27 protein-coding genes are annotated in these 23105 nt (G+C 32.4%); 9 read left to right on the top strand and 18 right to left on the bottom strand.

Annotated features, from left to right (window positions below; genetic code table 11):
- Nucleotides 1-2 precede the first annotated feature (2 nt).
- On the bottom strand, nt 3-1304 hold the full coding sequence (locus Q0910_RS14705; protein ID WP_299218042.1) for an FAD/NAD(P)-binding oxidoreductase: 1302 nt from the start codon (nt 1302-1304) through the stop codon (nt 3-5).
- 321 nt (nt 1305-1625) lie between these two features.
- On the opposite strand from Q0910_RS14705, the gene Q0910_RS14700 reads away from it, so the two are divergent.
- The 5 genes from Q0910_RS14700 (at nt 1626) to Q0910_RS14680 (ending at nt 6377) form a co-directional block, all read left to right on the top strand.
- A complete protein-coding gene (locus Q0910_RS14700; protein ID WP_299218038.1) occupies nt 1626-2336 on the top strand; it encodes a DUF547 domain-containing protein in 711 nt (236 codons plus the stop codon).
- 66 nt (nt 2337-2402) lie between these two features.
- Nucleotides 2403-3338 carry a hypothetical protein gene (locus Q0910_RS14695; RefSeq protein ID WP_299218036.1) on the top strand — a complete coding sequence of 312 codons (936 nt, stop codon included), beginning with the start codon at nt 2403-2405 and terminating at the stop codon, nt 3336-3338.
- Between the two features lie 49 nt (nt 3339-3387).
- Nucleotides 3388-4386, top strand: a complete 999-nt coding sequence (locus Q0910_RS14690) for a glycoside hydrolase (RefSeq protein ID WP_299218034.1) — start codon at nt 3388-3390, stop codon at nt 4384-4386.
- Nucleotides 4379-5110: a hypothetical protein gene (locus tag Q0910_RS14685; RefSeq protein WP_299218031.1), complete on the top strand. Its 732-nt coding sequence runs from the start codon at nt 4379-4381 to the stop codon at nt 5108-5110. Before Q0910_RS14690 ends, Q0910_RS14685 begins: the two co-directional genes overlap by 8 nt.
- A 4-nt stretch (nt 5111-5114) precedes the next feature.
- Complete coding sequence (locus Q0910_RS14680) at nt 5115-6377, top strand: POTRA domain-containing protein (protein WP_299218029.1); 1263 nt, start codon at nt 5115-5117, stop codon at nt 6375-6377.
- A 77-nt stretch (nt 6378-6454) separates the two neighbouring features.
- Here Q0910_RS14680 and Q0910_RS14675 read toward each other — a convergent pair whose 3' ends face one another.
- Complete coding sequence (locus Q0910_RS14675; protein ID WP_299218027.1) at nt 6455-6649, bottom strand: hypothetical protein; 195 nt, start codon at nt 6647-6649, stop codon at nt 6455-6457.
- Between the two features lie 423 nt (nt 6650-7072).
- On the opposite strand from Q0910_RS14675, the gene Q0910_RS14670 reads away from it, so the two are divergent.
- The 3 genes from Q0910_RS14670 to Q0910_RS14660 all read left to right on the top strand — a co-directional run bounded on the left by Q0910_RS14670 (nt 7073) and on the right by Q0910_RS14660 (nt 8361).
- A complete protein-coding gene (locus tag Q0910_RS14670; protein ID WP_299218026.1) occupies nt 7073-7201 on the top strand; it encodes a hypothetical protein in 129 nt (42 codons plus the stop codon).
- A gap of 126 nt (nt 7202-7327) precedes the next feature.
- A complete protein-coding gene (locus tag Q0910_RS14665) occupies nt 7328-7459 on the top strand; it encodes a hypothetical protein (protein ID WP_299218025.1) in 132 nt (43 codons plus the stop codon).
- Between the two features lie 71 nt (nt 7460-7530).
- Nucleotides 7531-8361, top strand: a complete 831-nt coding sequence (locus Q0910_RS14660) for a thioredoxin domain-containing protein (RefSeq protein WP_299218024.1) — start codon at nt 7531-7533, stop codon at nt 8359-8361.
- A 350-nt stretch (nt 8362-8711) separates the two neighbouring features.
- Here Q0910_RS14660 and Q0910_RS14655 read toward each other — a convergent pair whose 3' ends face one another.
- The 9 genes from Q0910_RS14655 to Q0910_RS14615 form a co-directional block, all read right to left on the bottom strand.
- A complete protein-coding gene (locus tag Q0910_RS14655) occupies nt 8712-9677 on the bottom strand; it encodes an NAD-dependent epimerase/dehydratase family protein (RefSeq protein WP_299218023.1) in 966 nt (321 codons plus the stop codon).
- A gap of 83 nt (nt 9678-9760) precedes the next feature.
- Complete coding sequence (locus tag Q0910_RS14650; protein ID WP_299218022.1) at nt 9761-10711, bottom strand: AraC family transcriptional regulator; 951 nt, start codon at nt 10709-10711, stop codon at nt 9761-9763.
- A gap of 36 nt (nt 10712-10747) precedes the next feature.
- Complete coding sequence (locus tag Q0910_RS14645; RefSeq protein WP_299218021.1) at nt 10748-11320, bottom strand: YceI family protein; 573 nt, start codon at nt 11318-11320, stop codon at nt 10748-10750.
- 12 nt (nt 11321-11332) lie between these two features.
- On the bottom strand, nt 11333-11821 hold the full coding sequence (locus tag Q0910_RS14640; protein WP_299218020.1) for a hypothetical protein: 489 nt from the start codon (nt 11819-11821) through the stop codon (nt 11333-11335).
- Between the two features lie 7 nt (nt 11822-11828).
- Nucleotides 11829-12230 carry a hypothetical protein gene (locus tag Q0910_RS14635; protein ID WP_299218019.1) on the bottom strand — a complete coding sequence of 134 codons (402 nt, stop codon included), beginning with the start codon at nt 12228-12230 and terminating at the stop codon, nt 11829-11831.
- Nucleotides 12231-12353: 123 nt separating this feature from the next.
- Nucleotides 12354-13469, bottom strand: a complete 1116-nt coding sequence (locus tag Q0910_RS14630; protein ID WP_299218018.1) for a helix-turn-helix domain-containing protein — start codon at nt 13467-13469, stop codon at nt 12354-12356.
- A 24-nt stretch (nt 13470-13493) separates the two neighbouring features.
- Nucleotides 13494-14204: a TIGR04283 family arsenosugar biosynthesis glycosyltransferase gene (locus Q0910_RS14625; protein ID WP_299218017.1), complete on the bottom strand. Its 711-nt coding sequence runs from the start codon at nt 14202-14204 to the stop codon at nt 13494-13496.
- Between the two features lie 27 nt (nt 14205-14231).
- Nucleotides 14232-14945: a DUF547 domain-containing protein gene (locus Q0910_RS14620; protein WP_299218016.1), complete on the bottom strand. Its 714-nt coding sequence runs from the start codon at nt 14943-14945 to the stop codon at nt 14232-14234.
- A 121-nt stretch (nt 14946-15066) separates the two neighbouring features.
- Nucleotides 15067-15780: a DUF547 domain-containing protein gene (locus Q0910_RS14615; RefSeq protein WP_299218014.1), complete on the bottom strand. Its 714-nt coding sequence runs from the start codon at nt 15778-15780 to the stop codon at nt 15067-15069.
- 246 nt (nt 15781-16026) lie between these two features.
- Between Q0910_RS14615 and Q0910_RS14610 the strand changes: the two genes are divergently transcribed.
- Nucleotides 16027-17247, top strand: coding sequence for an NADH:flavin oxidoreductase/NADH oxidase family protein (locus Q0910_RS14610; RefSeq protein WP_299218013.1), 1221 nt, complete (start codon nt 16027-16029; stop codon nt 17245-17247).
- Nucleotides 17248-17306: 59 nt separating this feature from the next.
- Here the strand turns inward: Q0910_RS14610 and arsM are convergent, their stop codons facing one another.
- The 7 genes from arsM to Q0910_RS14575 all read right to left on the bottom strand — a co-directional run bounded on the left by arsM (nt 17307) and on the right by Q0910_RS14575 (nt 22552).
- On the bottom strand, nt 17307-18275 hold the full coding sequence (gene arsM / locus Q0910_RS14605) for an arsenosugar biosynthesis arsenite methyltransferase ArsM (RefSeq protein ID WP_299218012.1): 969 nt from the start codon (nt 18273-18275) through the stop codon (nt 17307-17309).
- Between the two features lie 49 nt (nt 18276-18324).
- A complete protein-coding gene (locus Q0910_RS14600; protein ID WP_299218011.1) occupies nt 18325-19137 on the bottom strand; it encodes a purine-nucleoside phosphorylase in 813 nt (270 codons plus the stop codon).
- Nucleotides 19130-19756: a TIGR04282 family arsenosugar biosynthesis glycosyltransferase gene (locus Q0910_RS14595; RefSeq protein ID WP_299218132.1), complete on the bottom strand. Its 627-nt coding sequence runs from the start codon at nt 19754-19756 to the stop codon at nt 19130-19132. The genes Q0910_RS14600 and Q0910_RS14595 overlap by 8 nt, the downstream gene beginning before the upstream one ends.
- Nucleotides 19744-20244, bottom strand: a complete 501-nt coding sequence (locus Q0910_RS14590) for a rhodanese-like domain-containing protein (RefSeq protein ID WP_299218009.1) — start codon at nt 20242-20244, stop codon at nt 19744-19746. Before Q0910_RS14590 ends, Q0910_RS14595 begins: the two co-directional genes overlap by 13 nt.
- A 143-nt stretch (nt 20245-20387) precedes the next feature.
- Nucleotides 20388-21086 (bottom strand): DUF2064 domain-containing protein, encoded by a 699-nt coding sequence (locus Q0910_RS14585; RefSeq protein ID WP_299218007.1) that lies wholly within the window; start codon nt 21084-21086, stop codon nt 20388-20390.
- 12 nt (nt 21087-21098) lie between these two features.
- Nucleotides 21099-22154 carry an arsenosugar biosynthesis radical SAM (seleno)protein ArsS gene (gene arsS, locus Q0910_RS14580; RefSeq protein WP_299218005.1) on the bottom strand — a complete coding sequence of 352 codons (1056 nt, stop codon included), beginning with the start codon at nt 22152-22154 and terminating at the stop codon, nt 21099-21101.
- Between the two features lie 62 nt (nt 22155-22216).
- Complete coding sequence (locus tag Q0910_RS14575; RefSeq protein ID WP_298545331.1) at nt 22217-22552, bottom strand: arsenosugar biosynthesis-associated peroxidase-like protein; 336 nt, start codon at nt 22550-22552, stop codon at nt 22217-22219.
- Nucleotides 22553-23105 lie beyond the last annotated feature (553 nt).

Genomic DNA, 23105 nt, shown 5'->3' with positions numbered 1-23105 from the left:
GTTTATGCGTTTATTGTTTGTTGCTTTTGAAAAGCATTTAAAATATCTTTTTCGAAATGTTTAAAAAATTCTGGATCGAAATTAGCTTCTGCTAGATGATCCATAACATAATCCACATCTTTTTTCTCTGTTAGCCATTTGTCAAATGTTTCCTGACGCATTCGTATTCCAAAAGTATTTATACCAAGAAACTCTCTGGTTTCTTTATGGTAAGAAACGGTAACACACTTTGTATCATCCTGATGTATCCAATGAAATTGTGCTTCATATTCTTTGGGTTTGCCAAATACCCATCCATAGGTCTGATACTCAATATCTAAAAATTTGGCGCTATTAAACCAATGTCCTGGTTTATACTCTAATTTATTTCCACATATAGTCTGAGCAACTGTTTCGCCCATCATTCTACCTGTGTACCAAACAGCTTCTATAGGTCTTCTATTTCCAATAGCCTCATGTTGTTCTGCACAATCACCTATTGCATAAATATTAGGAATATTAGTTTCTAGAAAGCGATTCACTTTGACACCTCTTCCTAGTTCAATGCCTGAATCTTTTAAGAAATTAACATTTGGTGATACACCAGCAGTTAGACCTACAACATCACAATCGATCACTTCTCCAGTTTCCTGAATTACTGCTGCTTTCACCTTTCCGTTATTATCAGCAATAATTTCTTTTAGATTCATCCCTAAACGAAGATCAATATGATGATTCTTTATATGCCTGTTAATCATTCCGCTTTCTCCAGCAGGAAGAACTCCATTCCAGAAACTATCTTCTCGTACCAAAAAAGTAACGGGAACACCTCGGGAGTTTAGCATTTCTGCTAATTCAATTCCTATTAGGCCACCACCAACAATTACTGCTCTTTTACAGATTTGATTATTAGGAGCGTATTTTTCAAGATTTTCAAGATCTTGTTTGTGATACATTCCCATTACACCATCCAGGTCCTGACCTGGCCATCCGAACTTATTTGGTTTGGAGCCTGTGGCAATAATAAGCTTGTCATATTGCAGATTTTCTCCACTATCGAAAATTAATTGACTTTTTTGGTGATCTACTTTAGAAACAAACCCCTTTTTTAATTCTATTCGATTTTTTTCCCAAAACCAATTTTCATAGGGTTGGGTATGTTCAAATTTCATATGCCCCATATAAACATACATTAAAGCGGTACGAGAAAAGAAATAATCTGTTTCGGCAGATACAAGGGTAATTTTTTTATCAGACATTTTCCGGATATGCCTTGCAGCAGTAACACCAGAAATTCCGTTGCCGATAATTACGATATGTTCCATAAAGTTGTGTGTTAGTTGAATTCGATTTTTAGTGTTAAAAAATGAAGCTTCTGTCTGTAAGTCGTTCATAAATATAAGAACTTAAAGAGAATTAATAATTTAGAATTAATCTAAAAAGCTGTGCTTCTGTAAGTTTTGGTAAGGAATTCGAACAGTAATCTCTTTTCGAAATGGAGATAAGTTTCTTTTAAACAAATCCAAAATAATTTGTAAGTAGCAAGTATGCCCTTCGACTCAATGCCAGTTGCCAAGGTAAACATAAACCATATTAACTCATATAAAAACAGCTTCATTTAATGAAGTTTATAAAAACATTAAATCATGAAAAAATTAATTTTCTTATTGGCTTTTCTTCCAGTCACTATTGGTTTTTCTCAAAGTACAACCGATTTTTTTACGAAGTCTGATGCTTTTTTCAAAGAGCACGTCACCGATGGAAAAGTTGATTATAAAACCATAAAAAATGATCCCGCGACCTTAGATGAGTTATTAGATATAGCTGCTGGTATCAGTGTTTCCAAAAGCGACGCTAAAACTTATCAGGCGTTCTTCATAAATGGATATAATCTATCTGTGATAAAAGGGATTGTAAATAACTACCCAACAAAGTCTCCATTGGATATCAAAGGTTTTTTTGATAAAGTTATTTATACTTTAGCTGGTAAATCGACGACATTAAATGATTTAGAAAATAAGATTCTTCGAAAAAACTTCCCAACAGAAGCTCGTTTTCATTTTGTGTTGGTATGTGCAGGATTAGGATGTCCTCCTATTATTCCAGAAGCATATAAACCATCTATTTTGGAAAAGCAACTACAGCGTCAGACAACAATAGCTTTAAACAATCCTAATTTTATCAAAGTAAAAGGGAAAAAGGTACAGCTTTCTCAAATATTCGAATGGTACAAAGATGATTTTACACAAAACGGTTCTGAGATAGATTATGTAAATCAATTCAGAAAAGAAAAAATACCTGCAGGAGCAAAAGTATCGTATTACTCGTACAACTGGAGTTTAAATATCATCAAATAAATATAACATCATACAAATAGGGTAACCAATCCTTAAAATGCTTTAATCATATAATTTACTTACATCATGAAATCAACTAAAAATATCATAACTACACTTTTTCTATGCCTAACAATCACTTTTGGATTTGCACAGGATGATGATCCTGATGTATCGAATATACAAGAGTTTACACCATCAAAACTATTGAAAAAAGGACAGTGGGATATTAAATTTTTTAATAGTATTTATACACAAACTGAACAAACTGATTCTCGATCAAATTCTGTTACTATAGATAGACAAACATTCTTTACGAATACTACAGAAATATTTACAGGGATTAGCGAGAATTCACGAATAAATGTTGGAGCAGTTTTTCAAGTTAGGTCAAATGCATTAGGAGGTCAAGGAGCTTTGGATGTTTTTTCTTTTGAAGATAATGGAAATGATAGAAGATCTGGATTAACTACAATAGCTCCAGCGATTAGAGTACAACCATTTAGAAGTATAGCTAATTTCTCTTTTACTACATCGTTTATTATTCCAGTATTCGAAGATGCTCCTGATACGGTTAATGATGATGTTTTTTCATTCTTGGATCAGAGAAGTTTTGCCTGGGAAACAAAATTCTTTTTTGACCATACTTTCGGAGGTAATAAATGGCAGCTTTTTACTGAAGTAGATTTTAAATATAATTTTGGAGAAAAGTCAAGTGAGGCAGATGGATCACAAGAAAATGTAAGCGAACGTTTTGCAAATAACAGTTTGTTTTTACCTTTGAGTGCTTTTCTAAGTTATTTTCCAACATCAAAATCAACAGTTTTTATAAATACCCAACAAGCTTTTCTTCTTGATTTAGGAAATGATTTTGCTCAGAATTCTACATCTTTAGGTTTTGGAGGAAAATATCAATTGACAGACATTCTAAATTTGGAAGCATCTTTTGGAAAGATTGTTAGAGGGAATAATTTTCAAGGATTAGGGCAAACATTTAGCTTAGGTTTAAGAGCCATATTTTAGGCAATTATAAAATATAAATTGTATTTTCAGCAGTATAAAAAAGTAAAGCATGCGAAACCTTTTTATACTGCTAATCAGCTTATTTTGTTCCGGTTGTTCTAGTCAGGAATCTAAAATTAACGGAATCAGTTTTGTAGGTTCTCCCAAAGAAATCAATGAAACCAATGTAGATCCTGTTGTGAAAATTAATGCAAATTGGGCAGCCGTAATGCCTTTTGGTTTTGTTAAAAATTTAAAAGAACCATCAGTTGTTTTTAATATAGAAAGGCAATGGTGGGGAGAGCGAGCAGATGGAGTAAAACGTACGATTGAATTACTGAATCAAAAAAGGATTAAAGTAATGCTAAAACCTCAGATTTGGGTTTGGAGAGGAGAGTTTACAGGTAATATTTCTATGGATTCTGAAGAAGACTGGAAGACTTTCGAGAATTCTTATGAAGATTTCATTATGTTATATGCTCGATTAGGTCAAGAAATGAAAGTTCCTATTTTATGTATTGGTACTGAATTGCACACTTTTGTACAAAAAAGACCTGAATATTGGAGTGAGCTCATAAAGAAAATAAAATCAGTATATAAAGGAAAGTTGACCTATGCAGAGAACTGGGATCAGTTTGCCAATGCTCCGTTCTGGGATCAGCTAGATTATATAGGTGTGGATGCATATTTTCCGGTTTCTGATAGTAAAACACCTACTGTAGAGGAGTTAAGAGACGGTTGGCAGCAGCATAAAAGTAAAATAGTGACATTGCAGAGAACTATCGGAAAACCGGTTTTGTTTACAGAATATGGATATAGAAGTGTTCATTATACAGGAAAAGAACCTTGGGATTCTAATAAAATGAATGGAAATGTAGATCTAATGGCTCAAAATAATGCTCTAACAGCATTGTATGAAGAATTTTGGAGAGAACCTTGGTTTAAAGGAGGCTTTCTTTGGAAATGGTATCATAATCATGATGAGGTAGGAGGTGAAGATAATAATAGGTTTACCATACAGAATAAACCAGCAGAAAAGTTAATACAATCATTATATAAAGATGACTAAAACCAATTATATAGTACTCATGTTATGTTGCATTCTATATGCGTGTAACAATGATGAAAATACTATACAATTGGATAATTCTTTGGCTTCACTTGTGGATACTAATGAAATAGAAATTAATAATGTGATTGCTTGCGCATCGGGATCTAAATCAGATCAAAATACCATTATTACTTATGTGTATCCAAGGCCGGGTGTAACAGATATACGATATTATGAGACTTCTGGAATAGATGTGGATAAAGATAATTATCAAAATTATATGCATATTGATATAGAATCTTCGGATTTTTTTAACGGATATCTCAAAAAATTTATTATTACTGAAGAAAAATGGGTGATTATTACTTTTTTTGAAGAAGGAAAACTACACTTGTCTAATCCAATTAGACTAAAGCATATTACTAAGCCTACAGAGTTTACTAATGAAGTAGCGATTACTACAGTTATTGAGGCGATGCCGTCTTTTAGCTGGAATGACGGTTTTATTGATGATAACAGGATATATTTCCAGCTAGTTTCTGATACCGATGATGAATTGCTTTCTGGAACGTATACTTTTCAAAAACAGTTTCAGTATTATAAACTGGATAATGTAGTTTTAAATATTACCCAAGGAACACCACCACAACTAGACCTAATGGATTCTTATAATTTTACTTTAATGGGAGTAAGCGAAGATAATTGGGTGAATTTATTTATTGAAAAAAACTTTACACCTTAGAGTTATGAAAAGGTTCATTTTATTAACCGCGCTATTTTATTGTTTTATCAACTATGCACAGGAATTAAAAATTGTTGATCTCAAAGTACAGGGAAATAAAAAAACTAAGGCGTCATTCATCAAAAAAATTGCAAAAGTAAAAGCAGGAGCAACTTTGGATTCAATTGCAATTGAAGAGGATATCAAAAGAATTAAAAGATTGCCATCGGTCGCTCATGCTTATTATCAGGTTTTCGAAGCGCAAAAAGAAGGAGAGTATAATGTTTTTTATACTATAGAAGAAAATTTCACTATCATTCCTAGTGCGAATGTGTATACAACTAATGATGATGAGTTTGCGTTTAGAGTTGGTTTATATGAATTTAATCTCTTTGGTCAGAATATTACTTTCGGAGGATTTTATCAAGATGACATATATAGTTCCTTTGGGATTAACCTGCGAGCTCCATATTTGTTTAGCAGTAAAATTGGCCTAGCTTTTAATTATCAAAACCTCACCACTCAGGAACCTGTTTTTTTGGATACTGGTACTGCAGATTATAGATACAATAACACATCTTATGAATTGCTGGGATTGTATGAGTTTAATTTTCAGCATCGAGTGGAGTTGGGAGTAAATTACTTTAATGAAGATTATAGCTACAAAAGAGGAGCAACAGGTCCGGATGTACCGCTGGACTTTGATGTCAATAAATTATTGTACAAGTTAATCTACGAGTATAACAATCTTGATTATGATTTTCAATATGTATCTGGATTTAGGAGTATAGCTAATTTTCAATATGTAATCAGTACAGAAAATGTTTTACCTGATTTTTTAATTGGCTGGAATGATTTTTTGTATTATCACAGAATAGGAAAAAAAGGTAATTGGGCATCTAGATTACGTCTTGGATTGGCAACTAATGATGATTCACCCTTTGCACCTTTTGCCGTAGATAATAATCTTAATATTAGAGGTGTAGGTAATACAATTGATAGAGGAACCGGAGTAATCGTACTAAACACGGAGTACAGACATACCTTGTATGACAAAGATTGGTTCGTGTTGCAGAGTAATGTTTTTATAGATGGGGGTAGCTGGCGAAATCCAGGAGGAGATTTTGGAGATTTTGGAGATTCTCAGAATTTTAGAGTATATCCAGGTGTAGGATTGCGTTTTATGCACAAACGTATTTTTAATGCAATATTCAGGATAGATTATGGATATGGGATTACGGATGACTCGACAAATGGATTTGTATTTGGGATTGGGCAGTATTTTTAATTAAATGTAAAAAAGGCAACCCAGAAATGATTTTCAGATTAGGACTGCCTTTTTTCAATTAGTTACTTATTATAAATTTATAATCCAACACATCCAATGGTTTCCTGATCTCCAAGACAACAACCGTTTGATAATGGAAATCCGCCACAAGACCTACATAGTTGAGGATCAACTGGATTAGGGCAAATCCCTAAATTACCTCCATTTACAGATCTTTGTTCTTCTTTGCTAAGCGTTTGAGCGTCTTTTAAATTTAAAATGTTTTTTAACATAATTAAGGTTTTAAGAATGATATTTCCCCAAACATTTAGAGACACTTGAGGTTTGTGTCTATAAATTTTAGTAACGCTAAAATGGGGAATTTGTTGTTTTTTTTTGTTAGTTATGATTTCTCTAAAGATTTTTCTTTTTGGTTCAAGAACTTGTATAAAACATAGTTTCCTTTAGTTTTTTCCTAAGGCGGAGCGGTATGATTAGCAGCAATAATAGTAGATTATTAAAAAAACTTTAAAATCCAAGGTAACAATTCCATACTTCCTTACACATTCTTATGGTGGCTCTCCAGAGAGTCGAACACATATAAGAATAGTAATCATAAAAAATTAAAAGTATGGCATTAGAGAATCTAATTGATCAAGGCGTATCAGAATAAAAAATATACCTTAGAACGGTATTAACCCTTAAGTAATTTTATAATGAAGTCTAACAAAGAAATATTAGATAATTTCGGAAAAAAGATAATTTCCGAATGTTATGATTCTGGAATTAGCTATATAGGTGAATTAAGAAAAAAAGAAAATCCTCCATTCATAATTGCTGAATAGGCAAATTTTATCAAAAGTCTTAACAATGAACAAATAAAAGGTCCAAAGCGAGTTATACATCGCACTCAAAATAATTTTTTATTTGCACTATTCAGAATTTTCGAAGAAAAAGATGAAGAGTACAAAATGTTTTATAAGGATGGAGATAGAATGGTAAATTTTGTAGAAATTAGCGAGATACTAAAAGCAGAAGCTACTATTGAGAATGGATGGATTGCACGTTTTAGTAAATATGCAAAGGATGATGAGATGATATAACTAAAATATCAATTAATATGGTAAAGCCAGCCTCTGTAAAATCAGATTGGTAGTACTATAATTTTAAAACAATGAAAAACGCAAAGCAACTAAAGTATAGTGTCTTATTCGTAATTCTATTACACACCACAACGACAATAGCCCAGGTGCAATGGATTGATGATTTTAAGTTAGGGCGTGCGATTGCCATAGAACAAAAAAAATGGATGGTAGTTGATTTTTGGGCTAGTTGGTGCGGTCCCTGTAAAAGAATGGATAGCAAGCTTTGGCAAACAACAGCGATTAATTCCATAAAAGATAATTTCGTATTTGTAAAAGTAAATTTTGATAGAAAAAGAGAGTTCGCCAAATACTTTAATATAAAATCGCTTCCGACAGTATTAATTATGGATCCTAATAAAGCAGTCATTGATAGAAAAACAGGATACATCCACACAGATGAGTATATAAACTGGTTTAAAAAAATCCCTAATGCCGATCTAGAAAACGTATATACTGCCATGATTCCCATAATTCAAAATCGAAATAGTAGTATGGCTTATTTTAAGCTCGGGGTAGCGTATCAGAATCTTGCTATGGATCCATCCAATGCTTTAATCAAAAGCATATTCATAAAACAAAGTAATCAGCAATTCAAGGTGATTCTAAAAAAAAGCAAAAATGAGGACCTATTACACAAGGTTCAGTTATATAAGTTGCTCAATAAAGCTATCGCTGGCAAAAGTAAAAGTGTTCTTAAAAAACTAAACCAGAAAACTCCTGTAGATTACACACCGGAACTAACAGATTTAGTGCATTTTATAAAATGCTATTGCTACCTTAAAGAAGGTAACGATAAAGCCCTATCTATCGAAAAACAACAGCTCAAAAATCTTGATATGTTGACACTATTAGAACAGTAAACTTGATAAGATTGTCAAAATCCGATATAGTGCTAAGTACAAACAACCAGGCGCATTCTCAGTTGAGCTTGGTTGTTATCACAAACCTTCGGATATTACTCGTATCTTATGAGATGAAGGTTTGCCTTTTAACATAATTAAGGTTTTAAAATGATATTTCCCCAAAAATTTATAGACATTTGAGGTTTCTGTCTATAAGATTCTTAATGTAAAAATGAGGGATTTGTTGCTTTTTTTTATTTATGATTTTATGAGTATGCAGTCTTATGATACTATAAAATTAAGATTTTTGTAATGTTTACAAGAGATCATTTTTTTAAATTCTCTTAAATAATCCTTGTGTTTTATGTCTAGTTGGGTCTCATTTCAGCCAATCCTTCTTTTATGGTTATAACATTGGTATATCCTAGTTCTTTTCGTGCTTTTTCATCGTTAACAGAAAACTCTCTTCCCATTAGTCTTATCATTATAGGAGCAACTGGAGGTTTTGACTTTAGTCTAAAAATTTTCCAAATAATATCACAAGTATTGGCAATAAAAGAAGCAAAACCTATAGGAATACTATCATCACCAGGATAAATACCTTGGGATTGTAGAAGTGATGTAAAGAAGTCTTTCATAGGTCTGCGTTCACCATCAGTAACAAAATAGGCTTCACCTCCTTTATTTGTTTTTATAGCGGCCAAAACAGCACTTCCTAAGTTTTTGATGTGGATGGTAGAAAGTACTTGATCACCTTTTCCTAACCATTTCCATTTTCCTTCTTTTGCTTTCGCAAAAATCTCATCATAATGATGATTATTGTTTCCCCAAATAGCTGGGGGTCTTAAAGAAATAGTTTGGAAAGTTTTGGTGTTAGCAGAGAGTACTTCTCTTTCTGCGATTGCTTTAGTTTTTGGGTATAATGCTTTTGGAAGTTCAAAACCACTATCTATTTCTTGAGCGTTGATTATAGGAGAACCTGCTATTACGGGAGCGGCACTTATATAAATAAACTTGGCAACACCATTCTTTTTGGCCATCCAAAGCAAGTTCTCAGTTGCTTTTACATTGATGTCATAAAACTTTTTTTTATCATAGGAGAAATCCATGTAAGCTGCAGAATGAATTACAATATCACAGATTGATAAAGATTTGTCTGTATTTTTGGATAAAGAAGTAAGATCATCTAATACAGGAGTAGCACCTAGTTGTTGTATTTTTTGTGCTGCACTTTCACTTCTGGCTAACGCTTGAATCTGATGTCCATTCTGAATAAGTAAAGGAATTAAATTTTGACCTACAAAACCAGATCCACCAGTTATAAAAATGTTCATAATATTGTTTTTGTCAAAACTACATACTGAAACAGGTGAATTGTTTACCCAATGAGACATTTAATTATCCCTAAAAGACATTGTTATTTAACTTCGGAGGGGAGCATCTGAAATTGCTTTTTAAAAGCTACAGTGAATTTTGAGGGATGTGAATAGCCAAGTTGATAACTGATTTCAGAAATAGTTAGAGATTTCTGAATAAGTGTGCGATATGCATATTGCATTTTTGCTTGTAAGTGGTATTGATAAGGAGAAGTCCCAAAGACCTGTTTAAAAGTATTCTTAAATTTTGTCAAACTCATTGCAGATTTCTGAGCAAGTTCTTCATTAGTCGCAATATCAGAAGCGAAAGGATCACGCAGTTGTCCTGCGATCATAAATAACATTTTTAGATCATCTGGATTAATATTTTCTGTCGAATTTAAAGCATCACGCTTTATAAGCTTTTCAATAAAGAGCGCTAAAAAATTTAAGAGATTAGCATGCTTCTGAAAGAGGTTGGTTTCTGGTAAAATACATTTTCTGAGGTGATTTTCTGAATCAAGATCTAAATCTTCGTATATCAATTGGCTCGAAGAAATTACTTCTGCGATATGTTCTAAATCTTCATTTTTCTCAACATAGCTTCTCAACATAGTTTTAGGAAATTTTACCAAAACTATATTGAACGGAACTCCAGCCGGACTAATACTAAACACATTAGTTCCCGGTTTATAAAATAACATTCCTGAAGAATTATCACGCTGTATCTCTATATCTTCTCCGTTAACTGTTTTATTAACTGATTGTTCTGATAGATTAATATTTAGTAAATAATAGGAGCTACTTTCTGTATTTTCCGAACGTGTTTGTATAGGTAGATTTAATGAAAATTGTATGTGTAATAGTTCTAAATTTCCATCAAAAATTATTTTTTTGGCAATCCCTGTACCTAATTTTTTAGGAATGATAAAACTGTCCTTATTTATTTTAGCATCTAATTGACTTGCAAATTCTTGCAGGATGTCTTCGTTTACTTTGATATCGAGTTGCATCCTCTAAATATAGCATAAATACAATCTTATTTTATATTATTTTGAAAATACAAATGTACCTTCTAGTATAAATTCATCCGCAATTGCATTTTCTTTCATACGTTTAAAAATACTAGGAGAGTTATGGTTAACTCCATATTTGGTTCTATCGATAGTATGATGGAATTTAAGAATGATTCCTGATTCAGTTTGCTCTATGTTTACAGGAATATTTTCTGTATTTGTTTTTTCCTTGATAGTTAATTTTCCTCTTAAAATTACTTTACCATCTTGAATGTTTGTGATATTATCTAGAAAGAAAGTGGTTTCTGGGTACTTTTTTACTTCAAAAAAATCTTCATTTTTTAGATGATTTTTAAGGTCATTGCTTTCATGATCTAAACTTTTCATATCGATTAGAATGTTTAAAGTCGCAATTGCATTATCGGTTATATTGAGAATACCTTTTTTAGGAGTAATAGTTCCTTTTAATGAGTAAGAATTAAATGCTGCTTTACCTGTCCAGGATAGTGCTGATTTTCGCGTGTCTAACTTGAAATTTTGGGTATAAGCTTTTTGTAATCCGAGTTGTAGACAAAGTGTAATTAATAGTATTTGTAATGTTTTCATTTTAGAAATTTTTTAATTTAAAAGCGTATCTGTGGTTTCAATTTTTTCATACCCACATACGGTTTCTCCATCTTTTGTAGTACCAATAAAATACCACATAGCCCATCCTCTAAAAATAGAACTATCAGTACGCCAGTTGTTTGCCCAGGTATAGGGTTGGGACTGCTTCATTATTTGTTTTTTAGTACCGAAGTTTTTGTTTAAATCTTTTAATGAATATGATTTTCTTAAATTCCAGGTGTCATTATAAAACAAATAGGCTCCATACTCAATGATTTTAATCTCACTTTCTCTGCACAAAATAGCGGTATTGTGTTTCCAGTAATATCGATCATCAATCTTAATAGGATCAATGGTTTTTGGAAAGTTGTTTACTTCAATTGCTCTGGGTAAGCTTTTTAGTTTTTCGGGTAGTTGATCATTTATGGGAGTCCCATATTGTATTTGAGCAGTCAATGAATTTAACGTGAGTGCGATTAATAGTACAATTATTGTTTTCATAATCCTATTATTTTATTTTTTCAGCAATCCAAACGGCTAAAAACCCTCTCTCAACAGCGTGTGTAGAACCATATAGTTTTCCGTCTTTGTAATAAAAGCTAGTATTATAACTTCCGCTATTGTCACCAGAGATTAGAGCAACATAAATAACGTCTAATTGTATATTAACTCTTCCTTCTTTCATTTCCACCCCTTCTCGATAAAATGTTCCCTGTATCGAACTGGCATCTATCTTATCTATTCGCATCATAGCAAAATTGGCGTCTGTTTTATCCTGAGGACTCATATCTAATTGCCATTCGCCAATTAATAGCTGTAAATCTTTATTGCTTTCTTGGGAAAAGCTTGAGAAAGAAGTAATAAAAAGAATAAGTAGACTTACTTTTTTTAAGATCGTGAGATGTTTCATTTTTTCTGATTTTAGAATTTATTTGAGACAAATATTGATCAAATGCAGAAAAGAATCGTTTCAATTTGCTAAATGAGACAGATTTTAGACAAAATTAAGGGCTCAATTTCTTAATTGAAACCTTTATTGTCCTGATTTTAGAGCGCTAGGAGGGTGTCCGGTAATTTTCTTTACAGCTCTGTTAAAAGAAGCTTTAGAATTAAAACCTGCATCATATGCCAATGCAAGAAGGGTAAGATTATCATTTTTGGGATTACTAAGCAGCTTCTTTACTTCTTCAAAACGAAGTTCGTTTATATAATCAGTAAACTTTTTCTGATAGATTGTGTTTAGGCATTTAGTAACCAAATAGGGTTTTACAGAAAGTTGTTTTGACAGAGAAGCTAATGTAAGTTCTGGGTTTTTGAAGAGCTGTTCTTCCTTCATTTTAATTTCTAAAGTTTTACTAATATTTTGTAATTGCTCTTTTTCTTTATCAGAAATAGTAGCAATTTGTTTGAACGCACTTTCTTTTCTTCTAGCAAAACCTTCTATGCCTAACCAATAGGTAATAATTGCCATTCCAATAAATACAGGGTGTCCATAGAAAAAATTACTAGCAAAATTGAAAAAGAAAAAATCTATTAATATTCCAAGGACATATATGATAGAGAATATTTTCATTACTAACACAACTCTTTTAATCCAGTCAATTTTTTCTGTAAGAATCTTATATCCTTCTACCTGAATAGTGTTGCTGAGTATTTTTTCTGCTTTGATGCTATAAAAAATAATTAATGCTCCAGAAATGATAAACATTGTAGGGTAATGCATCCATACGACATATCCCCAATATCCTAACCAGGAGAGACTCTCGCGAGTACCATCCCAATAAAAATTTTGTGCTTTTATAAAAAAGCTCCACGAAAATTCTATAAATACAGGTAAGAAATGGATCCAATCTTTTCGTACTAATTTGAATTTTGGATTGACGTAACTTTTTATAAAAAAGTAGATAAGTGTTCCGTAAATCCAATTGTATTCTAATAGTATATGATACCAGAAATCGTATCTCCCCAGCCCAAAAATGTTTAAGGTCTCTACAATAAGGCGATAGGAGAAGAAGAATAGTATGGTAGCTAGAAATCGATTAGCAATATAGTGCAACCCTTTTTTTTGCCATAAAATGATACCGAAAATGATTCCTTGTATGGCACCAATACATAGTAATATAATCAAAAGTATTTCTATTGTTTTCACTTCCTTAAAGATAAAGAAGAAGATTTAAGAAACAACTTTTTCCTTATAATAGCGATATAAATCTTCTGATGATGCGCCCAACCATCTTCTCATATGTATATTAAGAAAGTGGTATTGTAATCGCCAAACCCCAACTTCTCTATAGCGTCTGGCAGAGGTAACAACATATTTAGGGATGATAACAAATTTATTTATTTCAAAAAGTCGGTCAACTAAATCATTGTCTTCGTACACTACATAAGCTTCATCATAACCATTTATTTCTTTGAATAATGATGAAGTAATAAACTGACTTTGATCTCCACCGCGACATCTTTTGCTTTCGAATTGTGTTAACCAACCCAGAAAACGCAGCCACCAATGATTAGAGTCAAATTTCATCCGAAAACATCCTGCTTCATTTTCTTTATGAACTTCTTCTACAATATAGTTGTCATAGTTCTTTGGAGGAAAAGAATCAGCGTGTAAGAAATATAGTATATCTCCAGAAGCTTTTGCGGCTCCGGCATTCATTTGCTTAGCACGCCCTTTTTTTGAAGAAACTACTCTAATAGTAGTGCTTTGTGTATCCGAAAAGTTTTGAACCGTTTTTATAGACTCATCCACACTTCCCCCGTCTACAATGATAATTTCTTCGATAGCATTTTCTGTATTTGCGGCTTGTATCAAATGGGAAAGCAGCTTACAAATTGTAGCTGCTTCATTTAGAATAGGGATGATTATTGATATTTTCAAAAGTTTGGGTATTATGCGAATATAAAATTACTCATTTAAACTCCAATCATATTTTTTATATCCTTTCTTTTTCTGTTTGTCAATCTTAACTTCTGAATACTTATTGATAAAAGCCTTAGCGTTTTCTCCATCTACCTTAAAATCTTTTTTAAACCAACTGAAGATTTTAGAGACTTCAACTACTTCTTCAGTTATCGTATTTCTTTTAGGGTCATTTATAAAATTCCTGGTAAGCGTTTCTAGTGCATCATCTACATTTCTAGCCGTGAATGCTCTATTCCAAACTATAGGACAAGAGAATGAAGCACAATTAATGGCAAAATGAATCCTAGGATCTCCAAGTTTTCTAAGAATTTTGTGCTCTAACTCATTTAAACTATGCAAAACACCATTGATTTTGAAAAATTGTCTATCCCAAGGATCTTTGATTTCTTTGATACTTTTTAAAGGATAATTATCGATGATTAATTTTATAGTATATGCATTATAGGCATTGATCCAATATGCTAGTGTTTCTTCTTTACTCCATGTTGCAGTAGGAGGATTGTCAGATAGGTAAGTGAAATATTCATATAGTTGAGCACTATCTCTCATAAACCCCTTGTAATCTACTTTCCCGTCTTCAGAAACATTAATTAATAAAATTTGATCCCAGACAGCATGATCAAGCTTTTGTTGTGCCTTTGCCTGAAAGGCAAATAATGTAAATAATGCTAGTATAATTATTTTTGGGGTATTCATTCTTAAGTTTTTATATTAATTTTTAATGTTCGATTATAACGAATTCTTTTGGTGAATATTTAAAAGCACTCAGTTTTAGTCCAAAGTTTGTGCCATTCCTTACATCTTGCAATTGGTGATTTTAGCGACGCTCATTTAGACTCCAATCATATTCCATATATTCTCCGTTCATTATTTTGTTGATTTTTGTGTCTGAGTATTGGTTTATAAATGATACAATATCTCCTTCTTTAAAATCATCTTTATACCATTGGAATACCATAGAGACATTTACTTTCTCATCCGTAATTACATTTTTTGCAGCGTTATTTATGAATTGATATGATTTATCTTCTAAAGCGGTCATAATGTTTCTGGCAGTGTATGCTCTGTTCCATAGTTTAGGAGAAGATTTTGTGGCACAATTAAGTAGAAAATGAATTCTGGGTTCATTCATTTTTCGTAAGATAGTATGCTCAATATCATCAAGACTGTATTTTGTTCCATTAACTATTATTTGCTTTTGTTTCCATGGGTTTTCAATATCGTTTATGGATTTAACAGGATAATTGTCGATAATCATTTTCATCGCAATAGCATTGTACAGGTTGATCCAATAGGCAAGTTTTTCCTCTTTACTAGAGTTTTCTGCTGGATAATTTTCAGATAACGATTTGAAATATTTGTCAAATAAAAACTTATCTCTTATAAAACCAGGATAATTGACTTTTCCATCATCAGAAACATTGATTAACAGAATTTGATCCCAAACCATATGGTCAATATGATCTTGAGCTTTCGTCTGGAAAGATTTTGACATAAGTAAGGCTAATACAGTTGTTTTTAAAGCATTCATTTTTAAAATTTTTAGTAGGTTATTCTTAGTAAATTTGGTTTAATTTTTTTTAGATAGTATCTAAGTGGTAATCTTAGAGTTAAACTACAATCTGAAAATTTTAAACCTTGGTCTGTGTTTTGTTTTTATCCTTACATATGATTTTGAATTACAGTAAAATAGAGTGTTTTTTATCATTTGATACTTGTATTTTATTATTGTAGATTAAGGTTGGATTCCGTATTATTGCAATCGAACTATTTTTATATGATTAGTACAGTTTTAACACTCCCTTGTGGCGCGATATTAAATAATAGATTAGTTAAATCTGCCATGACAGAGCGCATTAGCAATAATAAGTTTGAACCAACTAAAGGACATGAACAATTGTATGCGGATTGGTCCAAAACAGGTGCAGGTTTATTGATTACTGGTAATGTGGTGCTGGATCGAAAACATTTGGAATCTGCCGGAAATGTATGTTTTGATGATGATAAAATGTTGCCAAAACTAAAATCCTGGGCTGAAGCAGGTAAAAAGCATGGGAATCATATTTGGGTTCAGATTTCTCATTCGGGAAGACAGACCAATAGATTTGGAACCAATAGACCCTTAGCACCTTCTGAAATACAGTTAAAGAAATTAGGGCTTTTTGGCAAACCCAAAGCAATGACAGAACAGGATATCCAAGAGGTAATACAAGGTTTTGTTAAAGCGGCTAAACTAGCCAAGGAAGCTGGTTTTACTGGGGTTCAGATTCATTCAGCTCATGGATATCTATTAAGCCAGTTTTTATCACCCAATACCAATATACGACGAGATCATTGGGGAGGGAGTATTGAAAATCGTAGCCGCTTATTACTAACGATCATCAGAGAAGTTAGAAAAGCTGTTGGGACCGATTTTCCGATATCTGTAAAGTTAAATTCAGCAGATTTTCAGAGAGGAGGATTTACCGAAGAAGAATCACTGGAAGTAATAAAGATGTTAGATAAGGAAAAGATTGATCTGCTAGAAATATCAGGAGGGACTTATGAAAAACTAGCTTTCTTTATAATGAATGAAGAGGATTCTGAACTTAAAGAAAGCACTAAACAAAGAGAAGCGTATTTTATTGATTTTGCTAAGAAAATAAGAACTATCAGTAAACTGCCTCTAATGATTACTGGTGGTTTTAGATCTTATGATTTTTGTAATGAGGTGTTAGCCAATGGAGAGGTTGATTTGATAGGTATGGCTCGTCCTTTTATTACAAACAGAGAGGATATAGTTAAATTTCTAGATGGAGAATTACCGCATCTTAAAAACTTGGTACTCCGCACTGGATTAAAACAATTGGAAGATGCTGCAGAAGGCGGTTTTTACGCCAGGCAAATTATTCGGTTTTCTAAAGGAAAAGGATTGAAAACTAATATGAACCCACTTTGGTGTTCTATGTTTTTAATATTATATGAATTCCGAAAAGCAATGGCGAAGAAATTGGTTTGAAAAAATAATCCCTAAAACAGTAGACTGTTTTAGGGATATAAAATTGTTACTTTAAAACTTTAGCAACATCCACCACCATCATAGTGGTACGTAGATTCGCTAATGAAAATATCATCTCTTCCCAGATCAGCAAGGGCACCAGCAGTTTTATCACAAACCGCAATAGGTTGATTTTTCAGTAATACGTGTCCTTTTTTATCATCAAAATAACCTTCATTACCATAATAAATGGCAGCCTTACCAGTAAAAACGCATGGTCCGTCTTCTGGCATAGGATCCTTGATCGCGGCAACTTCTATTGACTCGATATAGATTAATTCATCGGTTTCATAGTTTTTAGGATCCAAAATACGATACGGTTTACGCGCTCTAATTTCTATGGTTCCAAAACCAACATCTGTTAATGCTTTTACATACTCGGCAATTGGTAAACTGCCACTTAGACATAAAGCTCTTAATCGTTCATCATTTCTGAGCGTATCATTCATAGGTTGCTCGCAAGTAGGATCGCTCATCACTAATCTGCCATGAGGTTTTAATACCCGATACATTTCTTCAATAGCTTTCTTAAGGTCTTCTGCTTTAAAAATATTGAATAAACAATTTTGAGCTGCAACATCGATACTATTATCTTCTACAGGGAGATTCAGTGCATCACCAAATCTTAGGTCGACAAATTCACTCTTGAACCATTCATTTTGTTCTTCTGCTTCTTTAAAATTTTTATGAGAAGCATCCAGCATTTCCTGAACTACATCAATACCAATCACACCACCTTTTTGACGAGAGAAATATGAAAATTGTAATAATTCCATTCCTCCACCAACACCAACATAAAGTGTTTTTGGATTATTGGTTAAATCACGAGCGTTTACTGTACTCCCGCAACCATAATTCATTTCTTGCATGATCTTTGGGATTTTTAATCCAGGTAGTTCCCAAATGGGATTTGTAGTACAACATAAACCTACATCTGGAGTTAATGCTGCTTCTTTATATACATCATGCGTGGTTTCTAAATAGCTCATATTTTTATTTTCTTTATTTTGAAGGGATAATTACTTAATTTATTAATGTTTAAAGAGATTTTATCAATTCTTTGAATAAAAGGATCATTTCTGGTTCTGCTTTTCCGGCCATGGCAATAATCTCGTCAATATTTACAGGTTGTAGGTTGTCCGGATCACATTCGTCTGTAAGAACAGATACTGCTGCAACTCTAAGATCCAAATGATTTGCTACAATAATTTCAGGAACCGTACTCATCCCTACAGCATCAGCTCCAATAATTTTTAGATAGCGATATTCTGCACGAGTTTCTAATTGCGGTCCTACTACTGATGCATACACACCTTTATGCAGATTGATGTTGTTTTCTTTAGCAATGGATTCTAATTTTGCATTAATTTTAAGGTCATAAGGAGCGCTCATATCTGTAAAACGAGTTCCTAATTGTTCCACTCCTTTAAATGCCAAAGGAGATCCTCCCTGAAGATTAATATGATCATCGATCAGCATTAATTCGCCTTTCTTAAAGTTTAAATTAATCGCTCCGGATGCATTAGAAACTAAAAGTGTTTTGATTCCTAATTGATGCATAATTCTAACGGGATATGTCACATCTTGCAGAGAGTAACCCTCGTAGAGATGAAAACGCCCTTGCATTACCACTACTTTTTTGCCTTCTAATTTTCCATAGATTAACTTTCCTTTGTGGAATTCTACAGTGGCTGTAGGGAAATTGGGAATGTGATTATAACTTACTTCTTTTATGATTTCTATTTCATCTAGTAACTGCCCTAATCCGGTTCCTAAGATGATGCCTATTTCTGGATTATCAAATCCTTTTTCTTGTAAGTATTCGGTTGTTTCTTTAATGTATTTAGTCATTTTGATAGCTTAATAAATGTTGAAAAACTGAAATGTCCTTGATATCTTCATAATAATCTATATCATTACGTTCTTCTAATAATTTAATATTTGTTTGTTGTAGATCGTTCAATGTATTTTGAAGTACAGTATTTGTTCCCCAGGATTTGTTTTGAAAAACTTTGGAATTCAGCTTTTTCATACCTAGTAAATAATACCCGCCATCTTCTGCGGGACCTATTACATAATCATGTATTTCCAGAGCATTGAATGCGTTCTGTATATCAGATTGGCTTAGGTCGTACATATCACTTCCTATAATGATGATATTGGTGTACCCTGCTTTAAACCCACTCTTGAAAGCATTATACATCCGATCACCAAGATCTTCTCCTTCTTGTTGTTTTTTATCATAAACAGTAGGATTCCAGATATCGTTCTCTCCAATTCGTGTGGAATAGTATACTTCTTTTGCCACTGTAAGATTTTTGGTAATAGATACCGTATGTTCTAACAATAGCTCGTAAACTTCCAGGGCGGCGTGATCTCCTATGGTTGCCGCTAAGCGAGTTTTACATTTACCCAATTCAGGATTTCGGGTAAAAATCATTAATAGGTTCTTTTCTTTCACTGTGTATATACTTTTTTTCCTTTATGTAACCATTTCCCCCATTGTTTGGAAAATGCGTGTATTTTATCCGTTTCTTTCCCTTTAGCGTTAATTACTTTATAATTATCATTTTTCCATTCAAAAATTCCGCCATATAGGTTATAGACATTGTTGTAGCCCGCTTCTCGTAGTTTTTCTGAAATGTCTTCTGATCGTATTCCTAAACTGCAGTAAACAATAATTTTTGATCTCTTATCTATGTTTTCGTTGGATACAGTATTAATATTAAAATGGTCATATCCTACATGGATTGCACCTTTTAGGTGACTAGTATTGTACTCATTTATTTCTCTAGCGTCTAATAGAATTACTTCACTTTGTATCTCACTTAATTCTTTTACCGATATATATGGAATACTTTCATTATTGTATTGATCCAGTAATTCATCAAGTGAATCCTGGCTAATAGCTAAAAAAGGAAATAAAATTAATAATAGTACTACGATTATTTTTCTCATATATAACAACATGTCTAGTTAATATAGCTATACAATGTAATTGATTGTTAAAGTGCAGATCTATTTGTAGAGATCAGTTTTTAAACCTGTATTCAGGACTGTTCCATAAACTTCACTTAAGAAGAAAAGGTAGTTGTTAGTATCTAAATAGTGTAAAAACTGGAATTCGAAAAAATAGGAGAACCTTTATTATAAAAGGATTGGAGATAACAAGTGTCTTTTATAGAACCTGTATGTTTTGATATCTCTATTTGGGAATTTGTAATATGATATATAATAGCCTGAAGCGTTTCAGAAAAAGTAAAATTAAGTTTAGAAATGATTTTTAGATCATCAACGGTATCAATGTCATATAAAACCTCAAGTTGTGCAACTTCAATTTCTGTATTTTTAATTAAAAATGATATACTCTTAGCTAAATGTTTTGATTGCCAAGGAAGTTTTAAGAAGGTATTTCTATTGAACTGAGATTTATGTAATCCCATCAGATAAAATCCACCATCAACAGATGGACCCAAGACAAACTTGCTGTTTTCAAGTTGTTTGGCACTTTCTAATAAATGATGTTTCTTTAAATGAGGTGTGTCATTTCCTATCGTGATTATATTTTCGAATCCAAGATCATAAGTAGCCTGAATAGCATTTACGAAACGTTCTCCGAAGGTCTTACCACTTTGCCTTTTTTCTGTAAGCACAAAAAATGGAAGTCCAGAGCTCTCTACAGTGTTCATTGTTTTTTTGGTAAGCTCCGTAAAAAGTTTTTCACCACCAATAATAGGTTTATGTAGAAGCTCTTCCTTAGAGGAGTTCACAAAAACTAATATGGCGGTTTTAATGTTCATATGTTGATCATTTTATGCTACAGTTCCTTGACAACTACTTCCAGCCCCAGCTGTACAGCCATAACAGTGCTGAGAGATGATGATATCTCTGTTTTGTAGTAGTTCTTCATTATACTCACTAATATGTTTTACTTTACTGGCAACTTTAAGATCTAACATTTGGTTAAAATCACAATCATATAACCAACCATCCCAGCTTATAGAAATAGTATTAGTGCACATTACATTTGCTACAGCAGATGGATTATACGCCTCTACCAACGAATACATATAGTCTTCATAATTTTCTGAAGCAATTAGATAATCTAAAAATCTACTGATCGGTAAATTAGTAATTGCAAACAAATTATGAAAGCGAATTCCAAAATCTTCTAATAAAGCTTTTTTAAAATCTTTTTCCATAGACGCTTGATCACCTGGTAAGAAAGCACCAGATGGATTATAAACCAAATCTAATCTCAAACCACTATCTGGCATGCCATATCCACGTTCATTAAGTTCTTGTAATGCTTTAATAGATTTGTCAAAGACACCATCTCCTCGTTGTTTGTCAGTTTTACCTCTAGTCCAATGAGGCATTGAGGAAACTACATGTACATTATGTTTTTTGAAGAAATCAGGTAAATCATAGTACTTTTTATTAGCTCTAATAATGGTAAGATTACTTCGTACAATAAAATCTTTGATTCCGGCTTTGCTTGCTTCTTCTACAAACCATCTAAAATTAGGATTCATTTCTGGAGCGCCTCCTGTTAAGTCTAAGGTGTGAGCTCCTGTTTTTTTAATGACTTCAAGACACTGTTGCATGGTCTCCTTAGTCATAATTTCTTTTCGATCTGGACCTGCATCTACGTGACAATGTTCGCAAACTTGGTTACACATATATCCTACATTAATTTGGAGTATTTCCAATTTATTAGGGCGCAATGTGTCATATCCAATTTCGGCAATTTTATCAGCGAATTTAGGCAATTCTCCATTTGCAAAAATACCATTATTCAGAATCTCTAGTTGTCTATTAGAGTTAGCCAGCTCGTTATTTCTTTTCTTTAGTGACTTAGTAGCCATACATTGTTTTTAGCGGTAATATTCTCTTTTTAATAAAGTAAAGCGTATGAATAGCAATCCGTTTACATTGACAATTTTTCGTATTTATTCATCATCTGCACACCGTGTACCAATGTAGCTCCACTCTCTATAGCTGCTCCTGCGTGCACAGCTTCCATCATTTCTTCTTTAGTAATTCCTCTCTGAAGCCCATCCTTCGTATAGGCATCAATACAATAAGGGCATTTTACTACGTGAGAGACTGCTAATGCAATTAAAGACTTTTCGCGTGCAGTTAATGCCCCTTCTTCAAAAACTTTTCCATAGTAATCAAAGAATTTAGTTCCAAGTTCTTCACTCCATTCTGTTATCTTTCCAAATTTTCTTAGATCCGCGGGATCGTAATATGTTTTAGACATGCTGTGTCATTTTTTAGTTACAGACATTTACTGTTAGTCGTATAGAATTTACCAAAACTTACAATAAACTTATATTTATTTTATAAGGACTAAAATCATCATTATGCTGTTAAAATAAAAGCTAATGTTAAATAATTAAGTCTTTTTTTTACAAATTGTAGGTTATAAAAAGATGAAAAGACCGGAATCGTATACTTATTGAAGTGTTGCTTTAATTTTGATATTGGTTTTTTTAATTGCAATTGTTAAGATAATGAGCTTCTTTTTAATTTGAAAATAGATAGATAATATTTAGTAGTAATTATAAAATTCTTTGATTTAATATATATAATTAATCTTTACTAGGTTTTGTTTTGTTAGCTGTTGAATCATTTCTTCCTTTAATAGTTAAAAAGCATAAATAGCTGAATTACAGTGTTTTTTTTGAATATTTGAAAATTATCTTTAAACTTTTGTTATGATATGTAAATACAATGTTAAGATTGGTTTGTTATAGCGAATTACGATGTAATGTTGTAGTTTTATCAATATTCATAGTAGAAAATCTAAAATA

The organism is uncultured Aquimarina sp. (genome assembly GCF_947495315.1).
Lineage (GTDB): Bacteria > Bacteroidota > Bacteroidia > Flavobacteriales > Flavobacteriaceae > Aquimarina.
This window is presented reverse-complemented; position numbering and strand designations above follow the sequence as displayed.

Bases quoted from the DNA above. Each gene is read 5' to 3' on its own strand.
- Q0910_RS14705 (WP_299218042.1), bottom strand. From the start codon at position 1,304: ATGGAACATATCGTAATTATCGGCAACGGAATTTCTGGTGTTACTGCT.
- Q0910_RS14700 (WP_299218038.1), top strand. From the start codon at position 1,626: ATGAAAAAATTAATTTTCTTATTGGCTTTTCTTCCAGTCACTATTGGT.
- Q0910_RS14695 (WP_299218036.1), top strand. From the start codon at position 2,403: ATGAAATCAACTAAAAATATCATAACTACACTTTTTCTATGCCTAACA.
- Q0910_RS14690 (WP_299218034.1), top strand. From the start codon at position 3,388: ATGCGAAACCTTTTTATACTGCTAATCAGCTTATTTTGTTCCGGTTGT.
- Q0910_RS14685 (WP_299218031.1), top strand. From the start codon at position 4,379: ATGACTAAAACCAATTATATAGTACTCATGTTATGTTGCATTCTATAT.
- Q0910_RS14680 (WP_299218029.1), top strand. From the start codon at position 5,115: ATGAAAAGGTTCATTTTATTAACCGCGCTATTTTATTGTTTTATCAAC.
- Q0910_RS14675 (WP_299218027.1), bottom strand. From the start codon at position 6,649: ATGTTAAAAAACATTTTAAATTTAAAAGACGCTCAAACGCTTAGCAAA.
- Q0910_RS14670 (WP_299218026.1), top strand. From the start codon at position 7,073: ATGAAGTCTAACAAAGAAATATTAGATAATTTCGGAAAAAAGATAATT.
- Q0910_RS14665 (WP_299218025.1), top strand. From the start codon at position 7,328: ATGTTTTATAAGGATGGAGATAGAATGGTAAATTTTGTAGAAATTAGC.
- Q0910_RS14660 (WP_299218024.1), top strand. From the start codon at position 7,531: ATGAAAAACGCAAAGCAACTAAAGTATAGTGTCTTATTCGTAATTCTA.
- Q0910_RS14655 (WP_299218023.1), bottom strand. From the start codon at position 9,677: ATGAACATTTTTATAACTGGTGGATCTGGTTTTGTAGGTCAAAATTTA.
- Q0910_RS14650 (WP_299218022.1), bottom strand. From the start codon at position 10,711: ATGCAACTCGATATCAAAGTAAACGAAGACATCCTGCAAGAATTTGCA.
- Q0910_RS14645 (WP_299218021.1), bottom strand. From the start codon at position 11,320: ATGAAAACATTACAAATACTATTAATTACACTTTGTCTACAACTCGGA.
- Q0910_RS14640 (WP_299218020.1), bottom strand. From the start codon at position 11,821: ATGAAAACAATAATTGTACTATTAATCGCACTCACGTTAAATTCATTG.
- Q0910_RS14635 (WP_299218019.1), bottom strand. From the start codon at position 12,230: ATGAAACATCTCACGATCTTAAAAAAAGTAAGTCTACTTATTCTTTTT.
- Q0910_RS14620 (WP_299218016.1), bottom strand. From the start codon at position 14,945: ATGAATACCCCAAAAATAATTATACTAGCATTATTTACATTATTTGCC.
- Q0910_RS14615 (WP_299218014.1), bottom strand. From the start codon at position 15,780: ATGAATGCTTTAAAAACAACTGTATTAGCCTTACTTATGTCAAAATCT.
- Q0910_RS14610 (WP_299218013.1), top strand. From the start codon at position 16,027: ATGATTAGTACAGTTTTAACACTCCCTTGTGGCGCGATATTAAATAAT.
- arsM (WP_299218012.1), bottom strand. From the start codon at position 18,275: ATGAGCTATTTAGAAACCACGCATGATGTATATAAAGAAGCAGCATTA.
- Q0910_RS14600 (WP_299218011.1), bottom strand. From the start codon at position 19,137: ATGACTAAATACATTAAAGAAACAACCGAATACTTACAAGAAAAAGGA.
- Q0910_RS14590 (WP_299218009.1), bottom strand. From the start codon at position 20,244: ATGAGAAAAATAATCGTAGTACTATTATTAATTTTATTTCCTTTTTTA.
- Q0910_RS14585 (WP_299218007.1), bottom strand. From the start codon at position 21,086: ATGAACATTAAAACCGCCATATTAGTTTTTGTGAACTCCTCTAAGGAA.
- arsS (WP_299218005.1), bottom strand. From the start codon at position 22,154: ATGGCTACTAAGTCACTAAAGAAAAGAAATAACGAGCTGGCTAACTCT.
- Q0910_RS14575 (WP_298545331.1), bottom strand. From the start codon at position 22,552: ATGTCTAAAACATATTACGATCCCGCGGATCTAAGAAAATTTGGAAAG.